Origin of the sequence: Micromonospora sp. NPDC023737, from assembly GCF_040639715.1 — a bacterium.
In the GTDB taxonomy this organism is placed as follows: domain Bacteria; phylum Actinomycetota; class Actinomycetes; order Mycobacteriales; family Micromonosporaceae; genus Micromonospora.
Genome location: NZ_JBFAAL010000020.1, coordinates 13,969 through 31,320, shown reverse-complemented (window position 1 = coordinate 31,320; position 17,352 = coordinate 13,969). Strand labels below are relative to the sequence as shown.

At 71.4% G+C, this 17,352-nt stretch carries 16 protein-coding genes; 5 read left to right on the top strand and 11 right to left on the bottom strand.

Features of this window, described 5'->3' with window-relative positions; translation table 11 throughout:
* The first annotated feature begins 17 nt into the window (after positions 1-17).
* Entirely contained in the window at positions 18-740 is a 723-nt protein-coding gene (locus AB0F98_RS28270; protein ID WP_357741397.1) for a GNAT family N-acetyltransferase, read from the top strand.
* Positions 741-882: 142 nt separating this feature from the next.
* Here the strand turns inward: AB0F98_RS28270 and AB0F98_RS28265 are convergent, their stop codons facing one another.
* The 8 genes from AB0F98_RS28265 to AB0F98_RS28230 form a co-directional block, all read right to left on the bottom strand.
* A complete protein-coding gene (locus AB0F98_RS28265; RefSeq protein ID WP_357741394.1) occupies positions 883-1,842 on the bottom strand; it encodes an NHL repeat-containing protein in 960 nt (319 codons plus the stop codon).
* Positions 1,842-2,657 carry a DUF1501 domain-containing protein gene (locus tag AB0F98_RS28260; RefSeq protein ID WP_357741390.1) on the bottom strand — a complete coding sequence of 272 codons (816 nt, stop codon included), beginning with the start codon at positions 2,655-2,657 and terminating at the stop codon, positions 1,842-1,844. The genes AB0F98_RS28265 and AB0F98_RS28260 overlap by 1 nt, the downstream gene beginning before the upstream one ends.
* 388 nt (positions 2,658-3,045) lie before the next feature.
* On the bottom strand, positions 3,046-4,386 hold the full coding sequence (locus tag AB0F98_RS28255) for a DUF1800 domain-containing protein (RefSeq protein WP_357741387.1): 1,341 nt from the start codon (positions 4,384-4,386) through the stop codon (positions 3,046-3,048).
* The gene (locus AB0F98_RS28250; protein ID WP_357741384.1) at positions 4,383-5,330 is read right to left on the bottom strand and encodes an ABC transporter substrate-binding protein; all 948 of its coding nucleotides are present in this window, start codon (positions 5,328-5,330) and stop codon (positions 4,383-4,385) included. The genes AB0F98_RS28255 and AB0F98_RS28250 overlap by 4 nt, the downstream gene beginning before the upstream one ends.
* Before the next feature lie 73 nt (positions 5,331-5,403).
* Positions 5,404-6,204: an ABC transporter ATP-binding protein gene (locus AB0F98_RS28245; protein WP_357741382.1), complete on the bottom strand. Its 801-nt coding sequence runs from the start codon at positions 6,202-6,204 to the stop codon at positions 5,404-5,406.
* On the bottom strand, positions 6,201-7,343 hold the full coding sequence (locus AB0F98_RS28240; protein ID WP_357741379.1) for an iron ABC transporter permease: 1,143 nt from the start codon (positions 7,341-7,343) through the stop codon (positions 6,201-6,203). The genes AB0F98_RS28245 and AB0F98_RS28240 overlap by 4 nt, the downstream gene beginning before the upstream one ends.
* 497 nt (positions 7,344-7,840) lie before the next feature.
* Positions 7,841-10,063 carry an APC family permease gene (locus AB0F98_RS28235; RefSeq protein ID WP_357741377.1) on the bottom strand — a complete coding sequence of 741 codons (2,223 nt, stop codon included), beginning with the start codon at positions 10,061-10,063 and terminating at the stop codon, positions 7,841-7,843.
* Positions 10,064-10,162: 99 nt separating this feature from the next.
* On the bottom strand, positions 10,163-11,080 hold the full coding sequence (locus AB0F98_RS28230; protein WP_357741554.1) for a DMT family transporter: 918 nt from the start codon (positions 11,078-11,080) through the stop codon (positions 10,163-10,165).
* Positions 11,081-11,220: 140 nt separating this feature from the next.
* Between AB0F98_RS28230 and AB0F98_RS28225 the strand changes: the two genes are divergently transcribed.
* Complete coding sequence (locus AB0F98_RS28225; protein ID WP_357741374.1) at positions 11,221-11,970, top strand: HAD-IA family hydrolase; 750 nt, start codon at positions 11,221-11,223, stop codon at positions 11,968-11,970.
* 136 nt (positions 11,971-12,106) lie between these two features.
* On the opposite strand, the gene AB0F98_RS28220 is transcribed toward AB0F98_RS28225, so the two are convergent.
* Both AB0F98_RS28220 and AB0F98_RS28215 read right to left on the bottom strand, forming a co-directional pair.
* Entirely contained in the window at positions 12,107-12,619 is a 513-nt protein-coding gene (locus AB0F98_RS28220) for a hypothetical protein (protein ID WP_357741371.1), read from the bottom strand.
* A gap of 49 nt (positions 12,620-12,668) precedes the next feature.
* Entirely contained in the window at positions 12,669-13,538 is an 870-nt protein-coding gene (locus tag AB0F98_RS28215) for a PhzF family phenazine biosynthesis protein (protein WP_357741368.1), read from the bottom strand.
* Positions 13,539-13,571: 33 nt separating this feature from the next.
* Here AB0F98_RS28215 and AB0F98_RS28210 point away from each other — a divergent pair, with 33 nt between their 5' ends.
* The 3 genes from AB0F98_RS28210 to AB0F98_RS28200 all read left to right on the top strand — a co-directional run bounded on the left by AB0F98_RS28210 (position 13,572) and on the right by AB0F98_RS28200 (position 16,837).
* A complete protein-coding gene (locus AB0F98_RS28210; RefSeq protein ID WP_357741365.1) occupies positions 13,572-14,852 on the top strand; it encodes a CBS domain-containing protein in 1,281 nt (426 codons plus the stop codon).
* Positions 14,845-15,471 (top strand): DUF1003 domain-containing protein, encoded by a 627-nt coding sequence (locus AB0F98_RS28205; protein ID WP_357741362.1) that lies wholly within the window; start codon positions 14,845-14,847, stop codon positions 15,469-15,471. Before AB0F98_RS28210 ends, AB0F98_RS28205 begins: the two co-directional genes overlap by 8 nt.
* A gap of 217 nt (positions 15,472-15,688) precedes the next feature.
* On the top strand, positions 15,689-16,837 hold the full coding sequence (locus AB0F98_RS28200; RefSeq protein WP_357741360.1) for a P-loop NTPase: 1,149 nt from the start codon (positions 15,689-15,691) through the stop codon (positions 16,835-16,837).
* 92 nt (positions 16,838-16,929) lie between these two features.
* On the opposite strand, the gene AB0F98_RS28195 is transcribed toward AB0F98_RS28200, so the two are convergent.
* Complete coding sequence (locus tag AB0F98_RS28195; protein WP_357741357.1) at positions 16,930-17,349, bottom strand: preprotein translocase subunit TatB; 420 nt, start codon at positions 17,347-17,349, stop codon at positions 16,930-16,932.
* Positions 17,350-17,352: the final 3 nt, after the last annotated feature.

Sequence of the window (17,352 nt, the reverse complement as noted above, 5' to 3'; positions counted from 1 at the left end):
CTGCCATACTCCGCGCCATGACGACGGGAGACGACACCGCCGCGCCGACCCTGCGCGTCGCCGGCGAGGACACGGAACTGGCCGCCCGCATCGACCGGGAGCTGACCGCCTTCAACAACGCCGCCACCGGCGCTGACGACGAGGCCGGGCTCTCCGTCCGGGTCACCGACGGCGACGGCGAACTGGTCGCCGGTCTGACCGGCTGGACCTGGGGTGGGCGGGCCGGCATCGACACCGTCTGGGTCCGGGCGGACCGGCGGCGCGACGGTTGGGGTGGCCGGCTGCTGCGGGCGGCCGAGGGTGAGGCGCGGCGAAGGGGCTGTACCGAGATCTCCGTGTCGTCGTTCTCGTTCCAGGCGCCGGGCTTCTACCGGCGTCACGGCTACACCGACACGGGTATCCGGGACGGCATTCCCGGCGGCCACGTCGACCACCACTTCTGGAAGTCGCTGGTCGCCGACCCGGCCGACGCCGTGCGGCTGGCCGTGCTGGTCGAGCTGCCCGACGTCGAAGCCGGCCAGCGGTACGAGGACGCCGTGCTCGCGATGCTCGGCCGACACGGTGGACGGCTGGAACGGCGGCTGCGCACCGGCGACGGCCGGACCGAGGTACACGTGATCCGGTTCGCCACCCCGGGCGGTCAGGAGAGCTTCCTCGCCGACCCGGAACGGGTGGCGCTGCGGGCCGCGCTCGGCGACGCCGCGCCGGTCAGCCGGGTGCTGCAGGTGCACGACGTCTGACGCTGCGGTGTGGGGACGGGTCACCCGGCCGGGTGACCCGTCCCCACACTCACCGACCGGGCGATCGCGACCTGGCAGCAGCCTGTGCAGGAGGTTTCGTCCCGTGCGACATACCACCGCGGCGTCGCATCCGGCGGCCGCGTTACACGCTCGGGTAGACCTGGAGTCGATGGTGTGCGGTGTCCGCAACCAGCACGTTCCCGTCCGGCAAGGCGCAGAGCCCGCCCGGCCGCCCCATGAGCTGTTCCCCGGCTGGGTCTGCGGCCGCGTCGCGGCGTCCGGCGATGGTGTCGAACTGGGCGAGCCGCTCCTGCCCCCACGGTGACAGTTGCGCCGACCCGTACCACACCCCGATGCGCCGCATCCGCTGATCGAAGCGATGGATGCACCGGTGCGCCCAGTCGGAGACTACGAGTCCACCGTCGGGCATGGGGAGCACTGCGCTTGGCCGCAGGAACGGCTCGCCTTCGGGCGAACCGAGTACCTGTCGGCACGTTCCCTGGGGGTCGAGGACCTGGATACGGTCGTTGCCCCAGTCAGCTACCCAGAGGTTTCCCTCGGTATCGGCGTTCACCATCCACGGCCTGCGGAATTGACCCGGGCCCAGGCCGGTCGAACCAACGACGGCAATCGGTGCGCCGTCCCAGGTGAGCCGCTGCAGCCGGTCGTTGCCGGCGTCGGCAACCCAGATGCCATCCGGGTCGGCGGCGATCCCGGCGGGGTGATCGAACAGGCCAGGTGCCGTCCCGGGACCGCCGATACGGCTGATGAACCGTCCGTCGCTGCCGAACACCGTCACGGTGTGGCTGTGCTCGTCGGTGACGGCGATCCGGCCTGTCCCGTCGGCAGCCAGCGCCACCGGGGCCATCAGCTGGCCGGCCTCGGAGCCATGGCGTGCGATCTCCGCGATCACATCGGCATGGGGGTCGGGCCGATCCAACACGCTGACACGCACGGCACGGCCGTGCGGCGAGCTCCAGGAAGTCGAGCGATTGAGCACCAGCAGGTGTCCCGTTGCCTCGTCGACGCAGGCATCGACCGGGTGAGCGAACCCCCGGAGCTTGTTGCCCCATACGCCGATACTGATTGCCGCCGCGGTCATCACGCCACCGTCCGATCCAGCCGTAGGCTTCCCAACGCCTTGCCGAGCACCGCCGCAGCGTCGACGTTCAGGAACCGCTGAAGGATCGCGGTGTACACCTCGCGCAGGTCCAACGATGGGCGCAGGTCACCGTCGATGCTGTCCTCGCGGCGCAAGCTGGGCATGTCACCGTAGATGCCGCCGGCCACGCCGTTGCCGACCAGGAACGCGACTCCAGCTCCGCCGTGGTCGGTGCCGCCGCGGGATTCGGCGATACGGCGTCCGAACTCGGAATGGATCAAGACCAGAGTACGGTCCAGTGGATCGCGCTGTGCCAGGTCGTCGAGGAACACGGTGACGGCCTCGCTCAGATCGGCCAGCAGCCTGTGCTGCGTGGCGAACTGGTTCTCGTGCGTGTCGTAGCCGTCATGGCTGGTGTGAAAGATCTGCGCCCCCACACCGGCAATGGCGATCCGCGCGATGACCTCCAGGCGCGCGGCGATGGGGTTGAACGGCGGATACTGCACATCGGTCTCGGCGCGATCGGGAACCGCGTCGAAGGAGCGGATCCCGCGGATCGCCGATACCCCGACCTGCTGCGCGGAGCCCCACGGGTCGGGGAGCGCGCGGCCCTGGTACAAGCTGGCCGCTAGGGCGGCCAGATCGGAATGAGCGACACCCTCAGCGGCGTCACGTCGGTCGGCCGGCGGAAGCAGGCCGTATCCTCCGATCGACTCCAGCGACGCCGCCATGACGCCAGGAGCGGCCAGGGCCAGCGGCATCGCCCGGCCGATGTTGGTCAGTAGCACCGGGTTGTCATGCTGCGGGTCCAACACCGACGCGACTCGGCCCAGCCACCCGTCACTGCGGACCTGGTGCGGTTCGGCGGTGTGCCACACGTCCAGGGAGCGGAAGTGCGACCGGTCTCGCTCCGGGTACCCCACGCCCAGCAGTACGGCCAGTCTGCCCTGCTCGTACAGGTCACGGAACCCGGTGAGGGCGCCATGCAGGCCTAGCGAGTCGTTGATCGGCAGCACGCTCGGCCCGCCCGGCACGTCCTCACGTCCCGGACGACGCAGTGTCGGCAGCTCAGCATCCGGCTGAAGGGCGAGGGTTGGGCGGACTGCGATGTAGTGCGGATCCGTGAAGGGCACAACGGTGTTCAGGGCGTCGTTACCGCCGGCAAGGTGTATCACCACGAAATTGGAGGACATGGCCTTCCTTTCAGCAGTACTGGAACTCGGGCAATGCGACGGCAAGGGTCATGGCCCGACCGCTGGTCGGTTCCCCGTCGTCGCCGAGGCGCCCGATGGCCCGCGCCAACGAGTCCCGCGACTGCTCCGACACGTCATCAAGGTCAAGCGCCGCCAGGCAGGCGTCCAACACCGGAAGACCGGTCTGCTCAGCGCGGCCCACCAGCAACGCCGACGCGCTGACCATTCGGGCGGCGAAGTTGATCCGCTCCAGCAGGTTGGAGCCCTGGAGCCACGCCTCGCCGCTGACCCAGCCGGCAACGTTGGGCGGTGTCAGCAGGCGCTGCCCCATGAGGGCGGCCGCGTCGACGAGTTCCCCGAGCCGGTGGTCGGGAACTGACCAGGACTGCCCGGTCCGGGCCAGTCCCACGACAAGCTCGACCGGCGACTTCACCTGCACGCGGCGTACCACCGGGTCGAGGAACCGGCGGCTGGTGAACAGGGTTCGCAGCACCGCCCGAATGTCGCCACCGGTCGCAGTGAACGTGTCCGCCATGGCAGCGACGGTCTCCGGGTGCGGGCTCTGCTCGACGAAGAAGAGGTACAGCCGGGTTGCGATGTATCGGGCCGTAGCGGATTGCGCCATGATCGCCGCTACGACGTCGTGGCCGTTGACGACATCTCGGCCCAGCATCTGTTGCGGGCTTCCGTGGTGGCGCTGCGCGTCGTAGTGGAACCACATCCGGCGAGCCCCGAGGTGGAACGCCGACGGCCCGGGACGGACCGCCCACCCGGTGAAGGCCGAGGCGCTGGCGTGCACGTCCTGTTCGTCATAGTTGCCGCGCCCCATCGAGAACAACTCGAGGAGTTCCCGGCCGAAGTTCTCATTGACCCGGTCGGCCGCACTGAGCTGGTTGTCCAGCCACACCAACATCGCGGGGTCCAGTGACAGCCGGACCAGCAGGTCCGCGAAACTGCCCAGGCCGTGCCGACGGAACATCGCGAACTGGGCTGCCTGGTCGACGCCGGCGATGCCGTCCTTGAACGCGGTGGCGAACAGCCCATGCCAGAACAGGGCGACCTTTTCCCGCAGGGGGTGTCCGCTGGTGATCAGTTGCCACATGACCTCGGGAGCGGCCATCGCGGCCTCGATCGGCAACTCGGTTGCCGGGAGATGCCGGTGTACGAGGTACTGCTCGTCCTCGGCGGGCGGCGGCGGGCTCAGCAGCCGTTCGACGGAGGCCCGGTAGCCGAGCAGTTCCGCCTGGTCCAGCTCGGCGGCGGTCGGCGTGAAACCCGCCCGCCGCAGCAGGTGGGCCAGCTCCGCCCGCGGTTTCCCAGCGACGGTGCGGTGGGCATGCGCCTGCGTCACTGCACCTCCCGCGTGGCGTTCGGGTTGTGCAGCCACTTGGCCATCAGTTCGAGGCCCTCAATCCCGGCCTGCGCGGGAGAGAACATCCGGTCGGGCAGCACCAGAATCCGGTCCTTCGCGATGGCGGGAACATTGGCGAGTGCCGGATTCTTCAGGAATCCCTTGGTGAGCTTGTCGAGACCGACCCCAGCGGAATCCAGCGTCACGATATGGGTCGGTGCTGCCTTGACGAGCTGTTCCGGATCCAGATAGCCACTGCTGTCGAAGCCTGCGTCCTCGATCGCGTTCGCTGCTCCCGCGAGCGTGATCAGGTCATGGTTGATGGTCCCCGGTCCGGTCACGTACGGGCCGGTGTCGAGCCACATGGAGATGAACACGACCCGTGGCTTCACCGTGCTCCCAGCAACAGCCTGCTTGACGGCATCCAACCGACCACGCAGCTGACCGACCAGCTCGGTGGCCTTCTGCTCGGCACCGAGCGCTTCACCGATCAGGGAGATGTCTGCCAACGCGTCAGTGGTGACGCTCGGGAAGTGGCTCAACACGAGGGTGGGCAAGCCGGCCTGCTGCAGCACCTTGAGCGCGTCGCGCTCGGTGTCGTGAGCCAACGTGATGAGCACGAGGTCAGGGTTGAGCGCGAGGATCTGTTCGGGATCATCGGCCACCGTTCCGACGGTGTGCCCCACCTGGCGCGCTTCAGCGGCGAACGGGCTGTGCCGGTCGTCCGTGGGCCACTCGGGTACGCCGATCAGGCGATCCGGGCCGACGAGGGAGAGCGCGATCTCCGCGGCGTTGGTTGACGCCGCGACGATGCGCTCGGGGCGGGACTTGATGGTGACGTCCCCCACGTCCGTTTTGATCGTCCTGGGGTAGCCGTCGGCGGCCGCCGGGTGCTGGTCCTCACTCGCGCTGGCGCCCGCGCAGGCCATCAGCGCTGACGTCATGATCAGCGCCGCGACCAGCGCCAGAGCGCGGCGTACGGCGGTTGGTGCTCTCATGGGATTCCTTTCCGGGTATTTACTCGGACTTGTTGTTCGGGGTCGGGATGTGACGCAGCGCCGTCACGGTCTGCGCGTCGGTGTCGGGACTGGGGCGCACGACGCTGTGCACGTGGTACGCGTCGCGTAGCAGGTCCGCGTCCAAGACCGTCTCCGGTGGCCCGTCGGCGCTGACGCGTCCATCGACGAGCAGGACCAGCCGGTCGCACATCCGCGCCGCCAGGTCGAGGTCGTGAACCACGACGATCACGGCGAGCTGCTCGGCGGCCAGGTCCCGGACGAGCTCCAGGACCCGGAGTTGGTGGCTCAGGTCGAGTGCGGACGTCGGTTCGTCGAGCAGCAGGGCGCGGGGTTGCTGCACCAGTGCCCGGGCGATCGCCGCGAGCTGGCGTTCGCCGCCGGACAGGGTCGTCACGTTCCGGGACGCGAACGCGGAGATGCCCACCTTCGCCAGTGCCGCTGCCGTATGGGCAGCGTCCACGGCACCCTCCGCCTGGAAGCGCCCCAGGTGGGCGTGCCTGCCCAACAGGACGTAGTCACGGACGTTGAAGTCGAACTGCATGACCGGGTGTTGCTCGACAAGTGCCAGCTGCCGCGCCAGCAACCTGGGCCGCGCGCTGGCCACGTCCACTCCGGCGATCGTGATCTCACCCTCGTCGGGGATGACCACGCCCGCGATCGCGCGCAGCAGCGTGGACTTGCCGGCGCCGTTGGGCCCGATGATGCCGACAACCTCCCCGGCGGAGACTGCGACATCGACCGCATGGAGGATGCGGGTGGCACCCTGACGCAGCCCCACGTTGACGGCGTTGACGATCATCGAAGACCGCCCGAGGCCCCGCGCCGCCGCAGCACCAAGGCCAGGAAGACCGGCGCCCCGAACAGGGCGGTGACGATGCCCACCTGCAGGCTGGCGGGGCTGAAGGCGACGCGCGCTATCAGGTCGGCCAGGACCAGGAACGCCGCGCCGCCGAGTGCGCTGGCGGGCAAGAGAATCCGGTTGTCCGGACCGATCACCAGGCGCAGCGCGTGCGGGACAACCAGCCCCACGAAGCCGATGACCCCGCTGACAGCCACCGCCGCGCCGGTCAACAGCGAGGTAAGCCCGAGGATCACCACCCGTTGGCGGGCCACGTCGAGCCCGGCAGCACGGGCGCCGTCGTCACCGAGTAACAGGACGTTCAGGTCTCGCCCGAACACGGTCAACAACAGGCAACCTGCCACCACCGGGACCGCGGCCAACTGGACGTGCTGCCACGTTCTGGCGCCGAGCCCGCCTTGCAGCCAGAACACGATGCCGCGCAACTCCTCGTTGTTCGTCGTCGTCGCCACCATCACCGAGATCAGCGCACCGAAGAAGGCGCTGACCGCGATGCCGACCAGCAGGAGAGTCACGGGGCCCCGGTCCCGGCGCAGGGCGGCGACCATGAAGACGAAACCCATCGCGGCGACGGCACCCACGAACGCCGTAGCCGGCAGCATCCAGGGGGTGAACGCCGTCCAGCCGAAGTAGATCGCCGCGACGGCGCCGAGCGCAGCGCCGGAGGAGACTCCGATGACGCCCGGCTCCGCCAGTGGATTCCGGAAGACCGCCTGCATGGTTGCCCCCGCGATGCCCAACGCGGCACCCACCAACGCACCGACGAGCACCCTCGGCAACCGGATGTAGTTGATCACGGTGGCGTGCTCCCCACCGGCTGCGTCGCCAGGAAGAGGCAGTCCGAGATCGTCGGCCAGGGCAGTGACCACCTCGAGCGGGGGAATCCGGACCGGCCCCAACGCCACACCGGCGACGACAGCGACTGCCAGCCCGCAGGCCAGCACACCGCACACCACGAGTAGTCGGACGACGAACCGTCGAGGCGCTGTCGCTTCCGCCTCGGAGGTCGCCGGTTCTCGATCGCGTTCAGGAGCGCTCTTCAGCCGGAGGATCGGCCGGATCCCGGCCGCCTTCGCCATCAGAGTTCAACCCGAGCGGCGGGCAGATCGCGTACGAGGGTTTCGGTGCTGCGCCGGCCGATCGTCCGCGTGCCCTCGACGGGCAACGCTGTGCGGACGCGCCCGCCGAGCACGGCCACCCGGTGCTGCCGACTGTGGAATTCGGATGACGACCGGCGCGCAGGCCGTAGTCGACGGAAGACGGACTTGTCGAACGTGGGTTCACCTGTGGTGACCCAGTAGTGCCTTGACATACTCTCGCCCTAGCCGGAAACGGAAATCATTTTCAAGTAACGTAGCGATAGCGCCTGGCCAGCGCAAGTCGCGCTCGAACCGTGGGCGCCGGGTAACGGTCGTCGGCCCGCCACTCGGGCCAGCCACACGACGGGTTCGCGCCCGACCGACGCCTGTCCGGTCGATCGGGAAACCGGAGAACCCGGAGAACGGCGGCGAGCACCCGGCTACCACGGAGGGAGGCGCTTCGGTATGCCGAGCGGCCAGCCGCTGGGTCGCCTGGACTAGTCGGCCAGATGGACCGGCAGGCTCGTCACCACCACACCGGGCAGGGCTCGCAGGGCACGGCGCAGGCGATGCTCGGCCCGGCTGTGCAGCAGCCGCTGCCACGGTCCCCGCACCACCACCTCCGGCACCACGACGGTGAGCAGAACATCGGGGCGGGAGGCGTGCAACGCCTCCAGGTAGTGGGCGAGCGGCCCGATCGACGTCCGGTAGGGCGACACGATCGTCTCCAGCCGCACGTGGTCGCCCCAGGCCTCCCACTGTTCACGGAACCGGTCCGCTTCCGGGTCCTCGGGGGCGATGTGCACGGCCAGGGTCGGCTGGCGCAGCGACGCCGCGTACGCCAGCGCCCGCAGCGACGCCCGGTTCAGGCGGGCGACCGGCACCACCACGAGGTGGCGTACCTGCTGCGGAAGCTCCTGGGCCTCGGCCGGCGCACCTGGTTCGGCCGCGCCGGGCAGCGGCACCGCGGTGAGCGCCGGCCCGGGACGCCGGCCGTCCGGCGGCGGATGCAGGGCCAGTGACCGTTGCAGCCGCCGGTAGTGCCGGTGGATGGCGAGCGCGAGCAGCACCAGCAGCGGTACGGCGACGACCACCACCCAGGCGCCCTCGGTGAACTTGGTGATGGCGGCGGTCACCAGCACCAGGCCGGAGAGGAACGCGCCGAGCGCGTTGATCGCTGCGCGCCGGCGCCAGCCTCGGTTGCGTCGCCGGTGCCAGTGCACCACCATGCCGCTCTGCGACAGGGTGAAGGCGAGGAAGACCCCGACCGCGTAGAGCGGGATGAGCGCCTGGGTACGGCCGCGGAACACCAGGAAGACCACTCCCGCCGTGACCGCGAGCGCGACCAGGCCGTTGCTGAACGCCAACCGGTCCCCCATGTGCAGGAACCGGCGCGGCGCGTGGCCGGCCCGGGCCATGAAGAAGAGCAGCCGGGGGAACCCGTTGAACGCGGTGTTCGCGGCCAGCAGCAGGATCAGCGCGGTGGCCGCCTGCACCAGCGCGTACCAGGGGCCGGTGGGGAACGTGGCCCGGGCGAGTTGGGACAGCAGGGTCTTCTCCGGGGCCGGTGCCAGCCCGCTCAGGTGGATCAGCACGGTCAGCCCGATGAAGAGCACGACCAGCATCCCGATCATCCAGCTGAGCGTCGTACGGGCGTTGCGCCATTCGGGCGGGCGGAACGCGGGGACGGCGTTCGACACCGCCTCGATGCCGGTCATCGACACGGCCCCCGACGCGAACGCGCGCAGCACCAGCAGCAGCCCCAGCCCTTCGGTGGCCGGCACCGGCGGCGGCGGGACCGGTTCGAAACCCCGCGCGCCGGCGCGCGCGTAGCCGACCAGGAGCACCGCGAGCAGCGCGAGGAGGAAGGCGTACGTGGGCCAGACGAAGAGGTTGCCGGCGGCCCGCACCCCGCGCAGGTTCCCGGCGAGCAGCACGAGGATCGTCAGCAGCCCGAGCGGCACGGTGTACCGGGCCAGGCCGGGCAGCGCCGAGGTGACCGCGTGCACCCCGGCCGCCACCGACACCGCCACGGTCAGCACGTAGTCGACCATCAGGCCGGCTGCGGCGGCGAGCCCCGGCCGGACGCCGAGGTTGTCCAGGGCCACCACGTACGAGCCGGCACCGTGCGGGTAGGCGACCACGGTCTGCCGGTAGGACAGGCCCACCGCGACCATGAGCACGGCCAGCACGGCGACGAGCGGTAGCGACAGGCCGAGCGCGCCGCTGCCGGCGAGCACCAGCACGGCCAGCATCGCCTCCGGCCCGTACGCCACCGAGCTGAGCAGGTCGGAGGAGAGCACCGGGAGGGCCACCAGCTTGCGCATCCGCTCGTAGAGCACCGCCGCGCTGGTCAGCGGCGGGCCCAACAATGCCCGTCGGCAGCGGGACAGCGCCCGGCCTGCGCGGGTGCCGGGAATGTTCGCCGGCTCGGTCGCCACCAGTTCACCCGGCTCCCCGGGCTTGAACATGGCGATCGGCGCGAGCCGGCCGAAGCGGCCGGGTGCCGGCTCCGCTCGACTCCGTTCGATCGTCGGATCCAACGGCAGCCGCGACGGGTCGGGTTGAGCTCCGTCCGGGGCGGCCCGCCAGTGCTCGCCGATGCGGCGTAGCGCCCCCAGCTCCTGCGGGTCCAGCGGCGGGAACTCGGCCGAGGGCGTGACGGCCGTTCCCGGCCCAACCTCGCGCCCTCCGCCACCCCCGTTCCCGCGCCCTCGCATACCCGCCCTCCCGTACGCCCCTCCCCGCACTTTCACGGAAAGTGGCCGTTCCGGCGGCGGAATGGCCACTCTTTCAAGGAAAGTGCGCCCGCCGGGTCGTCAGCGGGGGGTGGGGAGGGGGGCGGCGTCCGGGGGGACGGGGGCGGGGGCGGGGCGGCGGGCCGCGCCGAGCACCACCACGACCACTCCGGCGAGCAGCAGCGCCAGACCGGGCAGGGCGAGCGGTCGGGGCAGCTGGCCGAGCCAGACCCAGCCGATCAGGGCGGCGCCCGGCGCCTCCAGCAGGATCAGCACACTCACCGTGGTGGCGGAGACCCGCCGCAGCGCGTAGTTGAACATCGAGTGCCCCAGCAGCTGGGCACCCGCCACCAGGGCGAGGATCGCCAGCCAGGTACGGCCGTCGAAACCGGTCACCCGTACGCCGCCGGCCAGGCACACGACCAGCAGGATCAGCGAGCACACGCCGTAGCAGACGGTGGTGTACGTGGCGGTGCTGACGCTGACCCGGGCGCGTTCGCCGAACGCGGTGTAGATCGCCGCGAACATGCCACCGGCCACCGCGAGCAGGTCGCCGGCGAACGCCCGGCCGGAGACGGCGAAGTCGGCGCCGGTGGCGAACACCGCGCCGGCGACCGCGACCCCGATGCCCGCCCACACCACCGGCGGCAACCGTCGCCCCTGGCCGCGGGCGATCAGCCCCTGCCACACCGGCTGGGTGGCGCCCAGGGCGGTCGCCGCGGCGACCGAGGTGAGCTGCGCGCTCGGCATCCAGGTGGCGAAGTGTGCGGCGAGCGCGACGCCGGAGAGCACGCAGTACAGGCCCTCACGCCGTCCGGCGCCGACGGTGAGCGCACGCAGCTCCGCGCGGCGCCGGACCGCCGAGAACGGGCCCAGCAGGGCGACCGAGAGCAGGTTCCGCCAGAACGCGACGGCCAGCGCGGGGGCGGCCGCGAACGCGATCAGCGGTGCGGACGACGAGACGGCGACCACGGCGAGGGCGAGCGCCCCGATGGTCATCGGGTCGAGCGGCGGGCGGTGTTGAGCTGGGGACACGGGGAGCAATCCTCACACGACCCGGACCGACACTTACCGTCAGCGCTCCGTTACGATCACGCGGTCCGCGCCGGCGACCCCCTCACGCCCGGAGGCGCTCCCCCATGCCCAGGTTCCAGGCGGTGCTCTTCGACTTCTTCGGCACGCTGACCCGGTCCGTTCAGCGTGGCGCAGGCCACCACGGCACCGCAGAACTGCTCGGCTGCCCTGCCGAGACGTTCACCGCGGTGTTGGACCGGACGTTCTACCAACGGGCCAGCGGCCAGTTCGGCAATGCCGAGGCGACCCTGCGTTGGGTCTGCGCGCAGGCCGGCGTACACCCGTCGGACGGCGCGGTCCGCTTGGCCGTGGCGTCCCGGCACCTGGCGGTACGCGCCGACACCCGGCTCCGGCCCGACGCGGTGCCGACACTGGCGGGGCTACGCCAACGTGGACTACGCACCGGCCTCATCAGCGACTGCACCCACGAGCTGCCGGCCTTCCTGCCGGACCTGGCCATCGCCCCCCTGCTCGACGTGCGGATCTTCTCGGTGCAGGTGGGGCGCTGCAAACCGGATCCGGAGCTCTACCTGGCGGCGTGCCGGCGGCTCGGGCTGGCCCCGCGAGAGTGTCTCTTCGTCGGCGACGGTGGCAGCCAGGAGCTCACCGGCGCGGAGCGGGCCGGGTTGACCGCGGCCCGGCTGGCCGCGCCGGATCTCGCCGAACACATGGTGTTCAACGCCGATCTCGACTGGCGCGGCCCGGTGCTCGGTTCGCTGAGCGAGGTGCTCGACCTGGTCGACGCCGGCGGCGACCAGCTCGGGCCGGCGACGGGACGGTACGCCCCGATCACCGCCGGCCGGCCGCCCGCGTGACGGTCCCGCGGCGGACCTCTGCCGCTTGACAGCCAAGCCGGACCGGCCGGGCTGAGACCGGACGTGACGACCCGGGGGCGGCGACGCGATCGGGGGCGCGGCCATCCCGCTCCGGGAGCCGAAAGCGACCCGACGGTCAGCGGCGGCGGACCCGGTGCAGCCGGAACGGCCGACGGGTCGCGCGCGCCGCCGGGGTGTCCCGGGGCGGTTCGGCGAGCGAGCCGGTTGGCAGAGCCTCACCGGAGACCGGATCGCCGGCCGGCGTGAGCCGGGTCAGCGCACAGCCGTCGTCCGCCCAGCGCTGCATCAGGTCGGTGGCGGACCCGGGCGCGTTCAGCCGTTTCGCCGCGACCAGCGGCGCGACGGTCTCCCACTCCTCGGTGCCCGGCAGCACCCGGTCGACGCGGGCCGGCCAGGTCACGATCCGCCCGCCGTGGTCGCCACGCATGGTGACGTGCGCGCCGGTCGCCTCGGCCAGCCCCGGCGCCGTCTGCTCGCCGGGACCGGTGATCACGAGCAGCGCGCCTTCCAGCGGGGCGCACCAGAGCGCGCGGGCCGCGCCGCCGGACACGCTCACCCAGACCACCGCGGCCTTCTTGATCACCTCGTCGACCAGGGGCGTGCTGCGCCGCCCGTCCTCGTCCGTCACAGCGCTCTCCTCCGTTGTCCGACCCGGTCAGCGTTGCCGTACGCCCCGTTCAGCCGACGAACGGCGGCACCATGATCTCGCCCCGGGCCACCGGGACGACCTGGCCCGCCACCGTGGTTCCCACTGCCGCGCCGTTCGCCGCGGTGACCGTGCAGGCCAGCGACGACGGCCGGTTGATCTCGATGCCCTGCCGGACGGTGTAGCTGGAGCGACCGTCGCCGGGGAGGAGACCGCTGGCCACCAGCCAGACGCCGAGGCCCAGCGCCGCCGACCCGGTCGCCGGGTCCTCCGGAACCCCCATACCGGGCACGAAGACCCGGCTGTGCGCGGTTTCGGTCGACGGGTCCCAGGAGAAGACGCAGACATGGTCCACACCGAGCCGCTGTGCCGCCGCCGAGTCGACCCGGGCGCGGGCCACCGCGTCGGGGCGGACCGGCAGGTACGGGAACTCCAACCCGCACCCGGCGACCCGGGGTGCCGGCCCGGCGTGGTCGGCCGCGGTGAGACCCGCGATCGCCAGCAGCGGCTCCGGGTCCAGTTCGGGCCCCAGGGTCGGTACGCCGCCGGTCAGCGTCGCGCCGGTCTCGGTGACCTGGATCGGCATGATGCCGGCCAGGCACTCCTGTGCGACCTGGCCCACGCCGAACACGCCCCGTCGGGCGGCCACCACCGCGGCACCGACACTCGGGTGGCCGGCGAACGGCAGTTCGTCCGTCGGGGTGAAGATGCGAGCCCGGTAGGTGGCACCGGCCTGGGTGGGCGGCAGCACGAACGCCGTCTCGGAGAGGTTGAACTCCAGTGCGAGTAACTGCATCTGCTCGGTGGCCAGGGCCTCGGCACCGAACACCACGGCCAGCGGGTTTCCGGCGAACGGGCGGTCGGTGAAGACGTCCACGATCTCGTAGGACAAGGTCGACATGTTGGTAAACCCTAGGCGCTTAGGCTGGTGGCCGTGACATCCCCGACCCGCGTCTACCTCGCCCGGCTCGCCGGAGTTGCCGTCTTCGATCCGAACGGTGACCTGGTCGGCCGCGTCCGCGACGCGGTCGCCCGACTCCGGCCCACCCAGCGACCGGAGATCGTGGGCCTGGTGGCCGAGATGCCGATGCGCCGGCGGATCTTCCTCTCCATCAACCGGATCACCTCGATCGACGCGGAGGCCGTCGTACTCGGCACCGGCACGCTCAACCTGCGCCGCTTCGAGAAACGCCCGAACGAACTGCTGGTGCTCCAGGAGCTGCTGGACCGGCGGGTGCAGTTGGACCCGGGCGGCCAGTCCGGCGCGGTGGTCGACGTGGCGATGGAGTGCAGCCGGGGTGGCGAGTGGAACCTCACCCGGGTGGCCGTACGCGAGCAGACCGGGCGGCTCGCCCGCCGCGGCCACCTGCACCAGGTCGAGTGGGAACGGGTACGGGGGCTGACCGGGATCGCCGACGCCCGGGGTACGGCGAACCTGCTCGCCGTGCTGGAGGACATGCGCCCGGCCGACCTGGCGAACGTGTTGCAGGACCTGCCGGACGCGCGGCGAAACGAGGTGGCCGCCGCGCTCGACGACGAGCGGCTGGCCGATGTGCTCAGCGAGCTGCCCGAACGCGACCAGGTGGAGATCCTCGCGGCGCTGGACCGGGAGCGGGCCGCCGACGTGCTGGAGGAGATGGATCCGGACGACGCCGCGGACCTGCTCAACGAACTGCCCCCACCCGAGCAGGACGTGCTGCTCGACCTGATGCAGCCGGACGAGGCCGACCCGGTGCGGCAGCTGCTCAAGTACAGCCCGGGCACCGCGGGAAGCGTGATGACCTCCGAGCCGGTCATCATGCCGCCGGACGCCACCGTGGCCGAGGCGCTGGCGCGGATCCGGGAGCCCCAGCTCTCACCCGCGGTGGCGGCGCAGGTCTTCGTGGCCCGCGCCCCGATGACCACACCCACCGGACGCTATCTGGGCATGGTGCACTTCCAGCGGCTGCTCCGCGAGCCGCCGGCCGACCTGCTCGGCGGGGTCGTGGTCAACGACATCGACCCGCTTCAGCCGGCCACCCCGCTGCCGGAGATAACCCGCCGGATGGCCACGTACGACCTGGTCGCCATGCCGGTCATCGACCAGAACAACCGGCTCGTCGGCGCGGTGACGGTCGACGACGTGCTGGACCACTCGCTGCCGCGCGACTGGCGGGATCGGGACGCGATCGCCGCCCCGTCCCCGGTCCCGACGCCGGACGGCGCGGATGGCTGAGCGGCAGCGGGCGGGCCGGCTCGACCAGCCGCGCGAGCCCCGAGGCGTCAAGCTGCCCCGCTTCGACCCGGAGGCGTTCGGCCGCTGGTCGGAGGGGATCGCCCGGAGCATGGGCACCGCCAACTTCATCGTCTACATGACGTTGGCGATCGGGATCTGGTTCGGCTGGAACACGCTGGCCCCGCCCAGCGTCCGCTTCGACCCGTACACCTTCACGTTCCTCACGCTGGTGCTGTCCCTGCAGGCCAGTTACGCGGCGCCGCTCATCCTGCTGGCGCAGAACCGGCAGGCGGACCGGGACCGGGTGGCGTTGGAGGAGGACCGGCGGCGGGCGACCGCGCAGAAGGCGGACACCGAGTACCTGGCCCGGGAGATCGCCGCGCTGCGGATCGCCCTGGGCGAGGTGGCCACCCGGGACTTCGTCCGCACCGAACTGGCCCGGCTGGCCGAGGAACTCGACGAGGCGAACCAACGCCGGCAGCGACTCGAACAGCGCCAGCACGGGAAGGCCCGCACGACGGGCAACGAAGGGCTGGCGGAACCTCGGGACGAGCTGGACGGCGACTTCACCCGGGACGGCCACGGGGACGCCACGCCGCGACGCAATCCGAACGTTTGACCGCCCCCGGGGTGCTGCCGTCTCGGCGCGCACAGGGGTCCGGACACTTGAACGCCGCGCGCCTCAAGGGGCCAGGCGAGCGGCGTTCCGTCTCGATAGTCCCACTTCGCCGGGTGCTCGTCCACCCCCCGTCGGGTGGCTGCCGAGACCCATCGATTCGCTCACACCGCCCCCCGGCGACGCGGCAGCGGATACCGGCCGACGTAGCATTGCGGGCATGTCAGCACCCGCCAGCACCGTCGAGGACGCGATCCAGGCCGCTCTGGCCACGGTCAACGACCCGGAGATCCGTCGGCCCATCACCGAGCTGGACATGGTCCGGTCCGCGCTGATCGGCCCGGACGGCGTGGTACGGGTCGAGCTGCTGCTCACCGTCGCCGGTTGCCCGCTGAAGGACAAGCTGCGCGCGGACATCACCGCCGCGGTCGCCGCGGTGCCCGGCGTGACCGGTGTGGAGATCGAGTTCGGGGTCATGAGCCCCGAGCAGCGTCAGTCGCTGCAGGCGAAGCTGCGCGGCGGTACGGCGAACGCCGACCCGGTGATCCCGTTCGCCCAGCCCGGCTCCCGCACCCGGGTCTACGCGGTGGCCAGCGGCAAGGGCGGCGTCGGCAAGTCCAGCGTCACGGTCAACCTGGCAGCGGCGCTGGCCGCGCGGGGGCTCTCCGTCGGCGTCGTCGACGCGGACATCTACGGTCACTCGGTGCCCCGGATGCTCGGCGCGGACGGCCGCCCGACCCGGGTCGAAGACATGATCATGCCGCCGCAGGCGCACGGCGTGAAGGTCATCTCGATCGGCATGTTCACCGCCGGCAACGCCGCCGTGGTGTGGCGCGGCCCGATGCTGCACCGGGCGTTGCAGCAGTTCCTCGCGGACGTCTACTGGGGCGACCTGGACGTGCTCCTGCTCGATCTGCCGCCCGGCACCGGCGACGTGGCCATCTCGCTGGCCCAGCTGCTGCCCAACTCGGAGATCCTCGTGGTGACCACCCCGCAGGCCGCGGCCGCCGAGGTCGCGGAGCGGGCCGGCGCGATCGCGCTGCAGACCCACCAGCGGGTGGTCGGTGTGATCGAGAACATGTCCTGGCTGGAGCTGCCGGACGGTTCCCGGATGGAGGTCTTCGGCGCCGGTGGCGGGCAGACCGTCGCCGAGTCGCTGAGCCGGACCATCGGCGCCCAGGTACCCCTGCTCGGGCAGATCCCGCTGGACACCCGGGTACGGGAGGCCGGTGACGTGGGCGACCCGATCGTGCTGTCCGCGCCGGAGTCGCCCGCCGCGGCGGCGTTGGGCCAGGTGGCCGACCGGCTGGCCGTACGGCGTGAGTCGCTGCTGGGCAAGCCGCTCGGCCTGAAGCCCGCCGGCCGCTAGCCGGTTCGATCGACTCCGGTTCGGTGAGGTCGCGGTGTCCGTCAGCCGCGGCAGCGCGCCTTACCGCTGATCGAGCCGATCAGGGCAACTGATCAGGTGGCGTCGTCGTAGCTGACCCGCTGAGCGGGAGCGGAAGTGCCGCTGGTGGCCGTGGACGTCTGGCCGTTCGACCGCAGGTCGGCGGCGTTGGCCACGTCCTTCAGCTCGTTGTGCACGCCTGTGACGTCCGCGCGCAGGTTGTCGTACACGCCCTGCAGCGGCTTCCGGATCGCCTGCTCGTCCTCCTCGCTGAGCAGGTGCTTGCGGATGAACGCCTTCGGGTGCAGGTCCTCGAGCTGGATGTCGGTGCCGAGTTCCTTGCTCAGGTCGCTGGTGGCGTTGCGAGCCATGTTGCGCAGGTTGCGCACCATTCGCAGCCCGTCGCTGATGACCGCGGGCAGCCGGTCACCGAAGATCAGCAGCGCTAGGAGAAGTAGCGCACCGATCTCCCACCAGTTCAGGTTGTCGAGCATCCT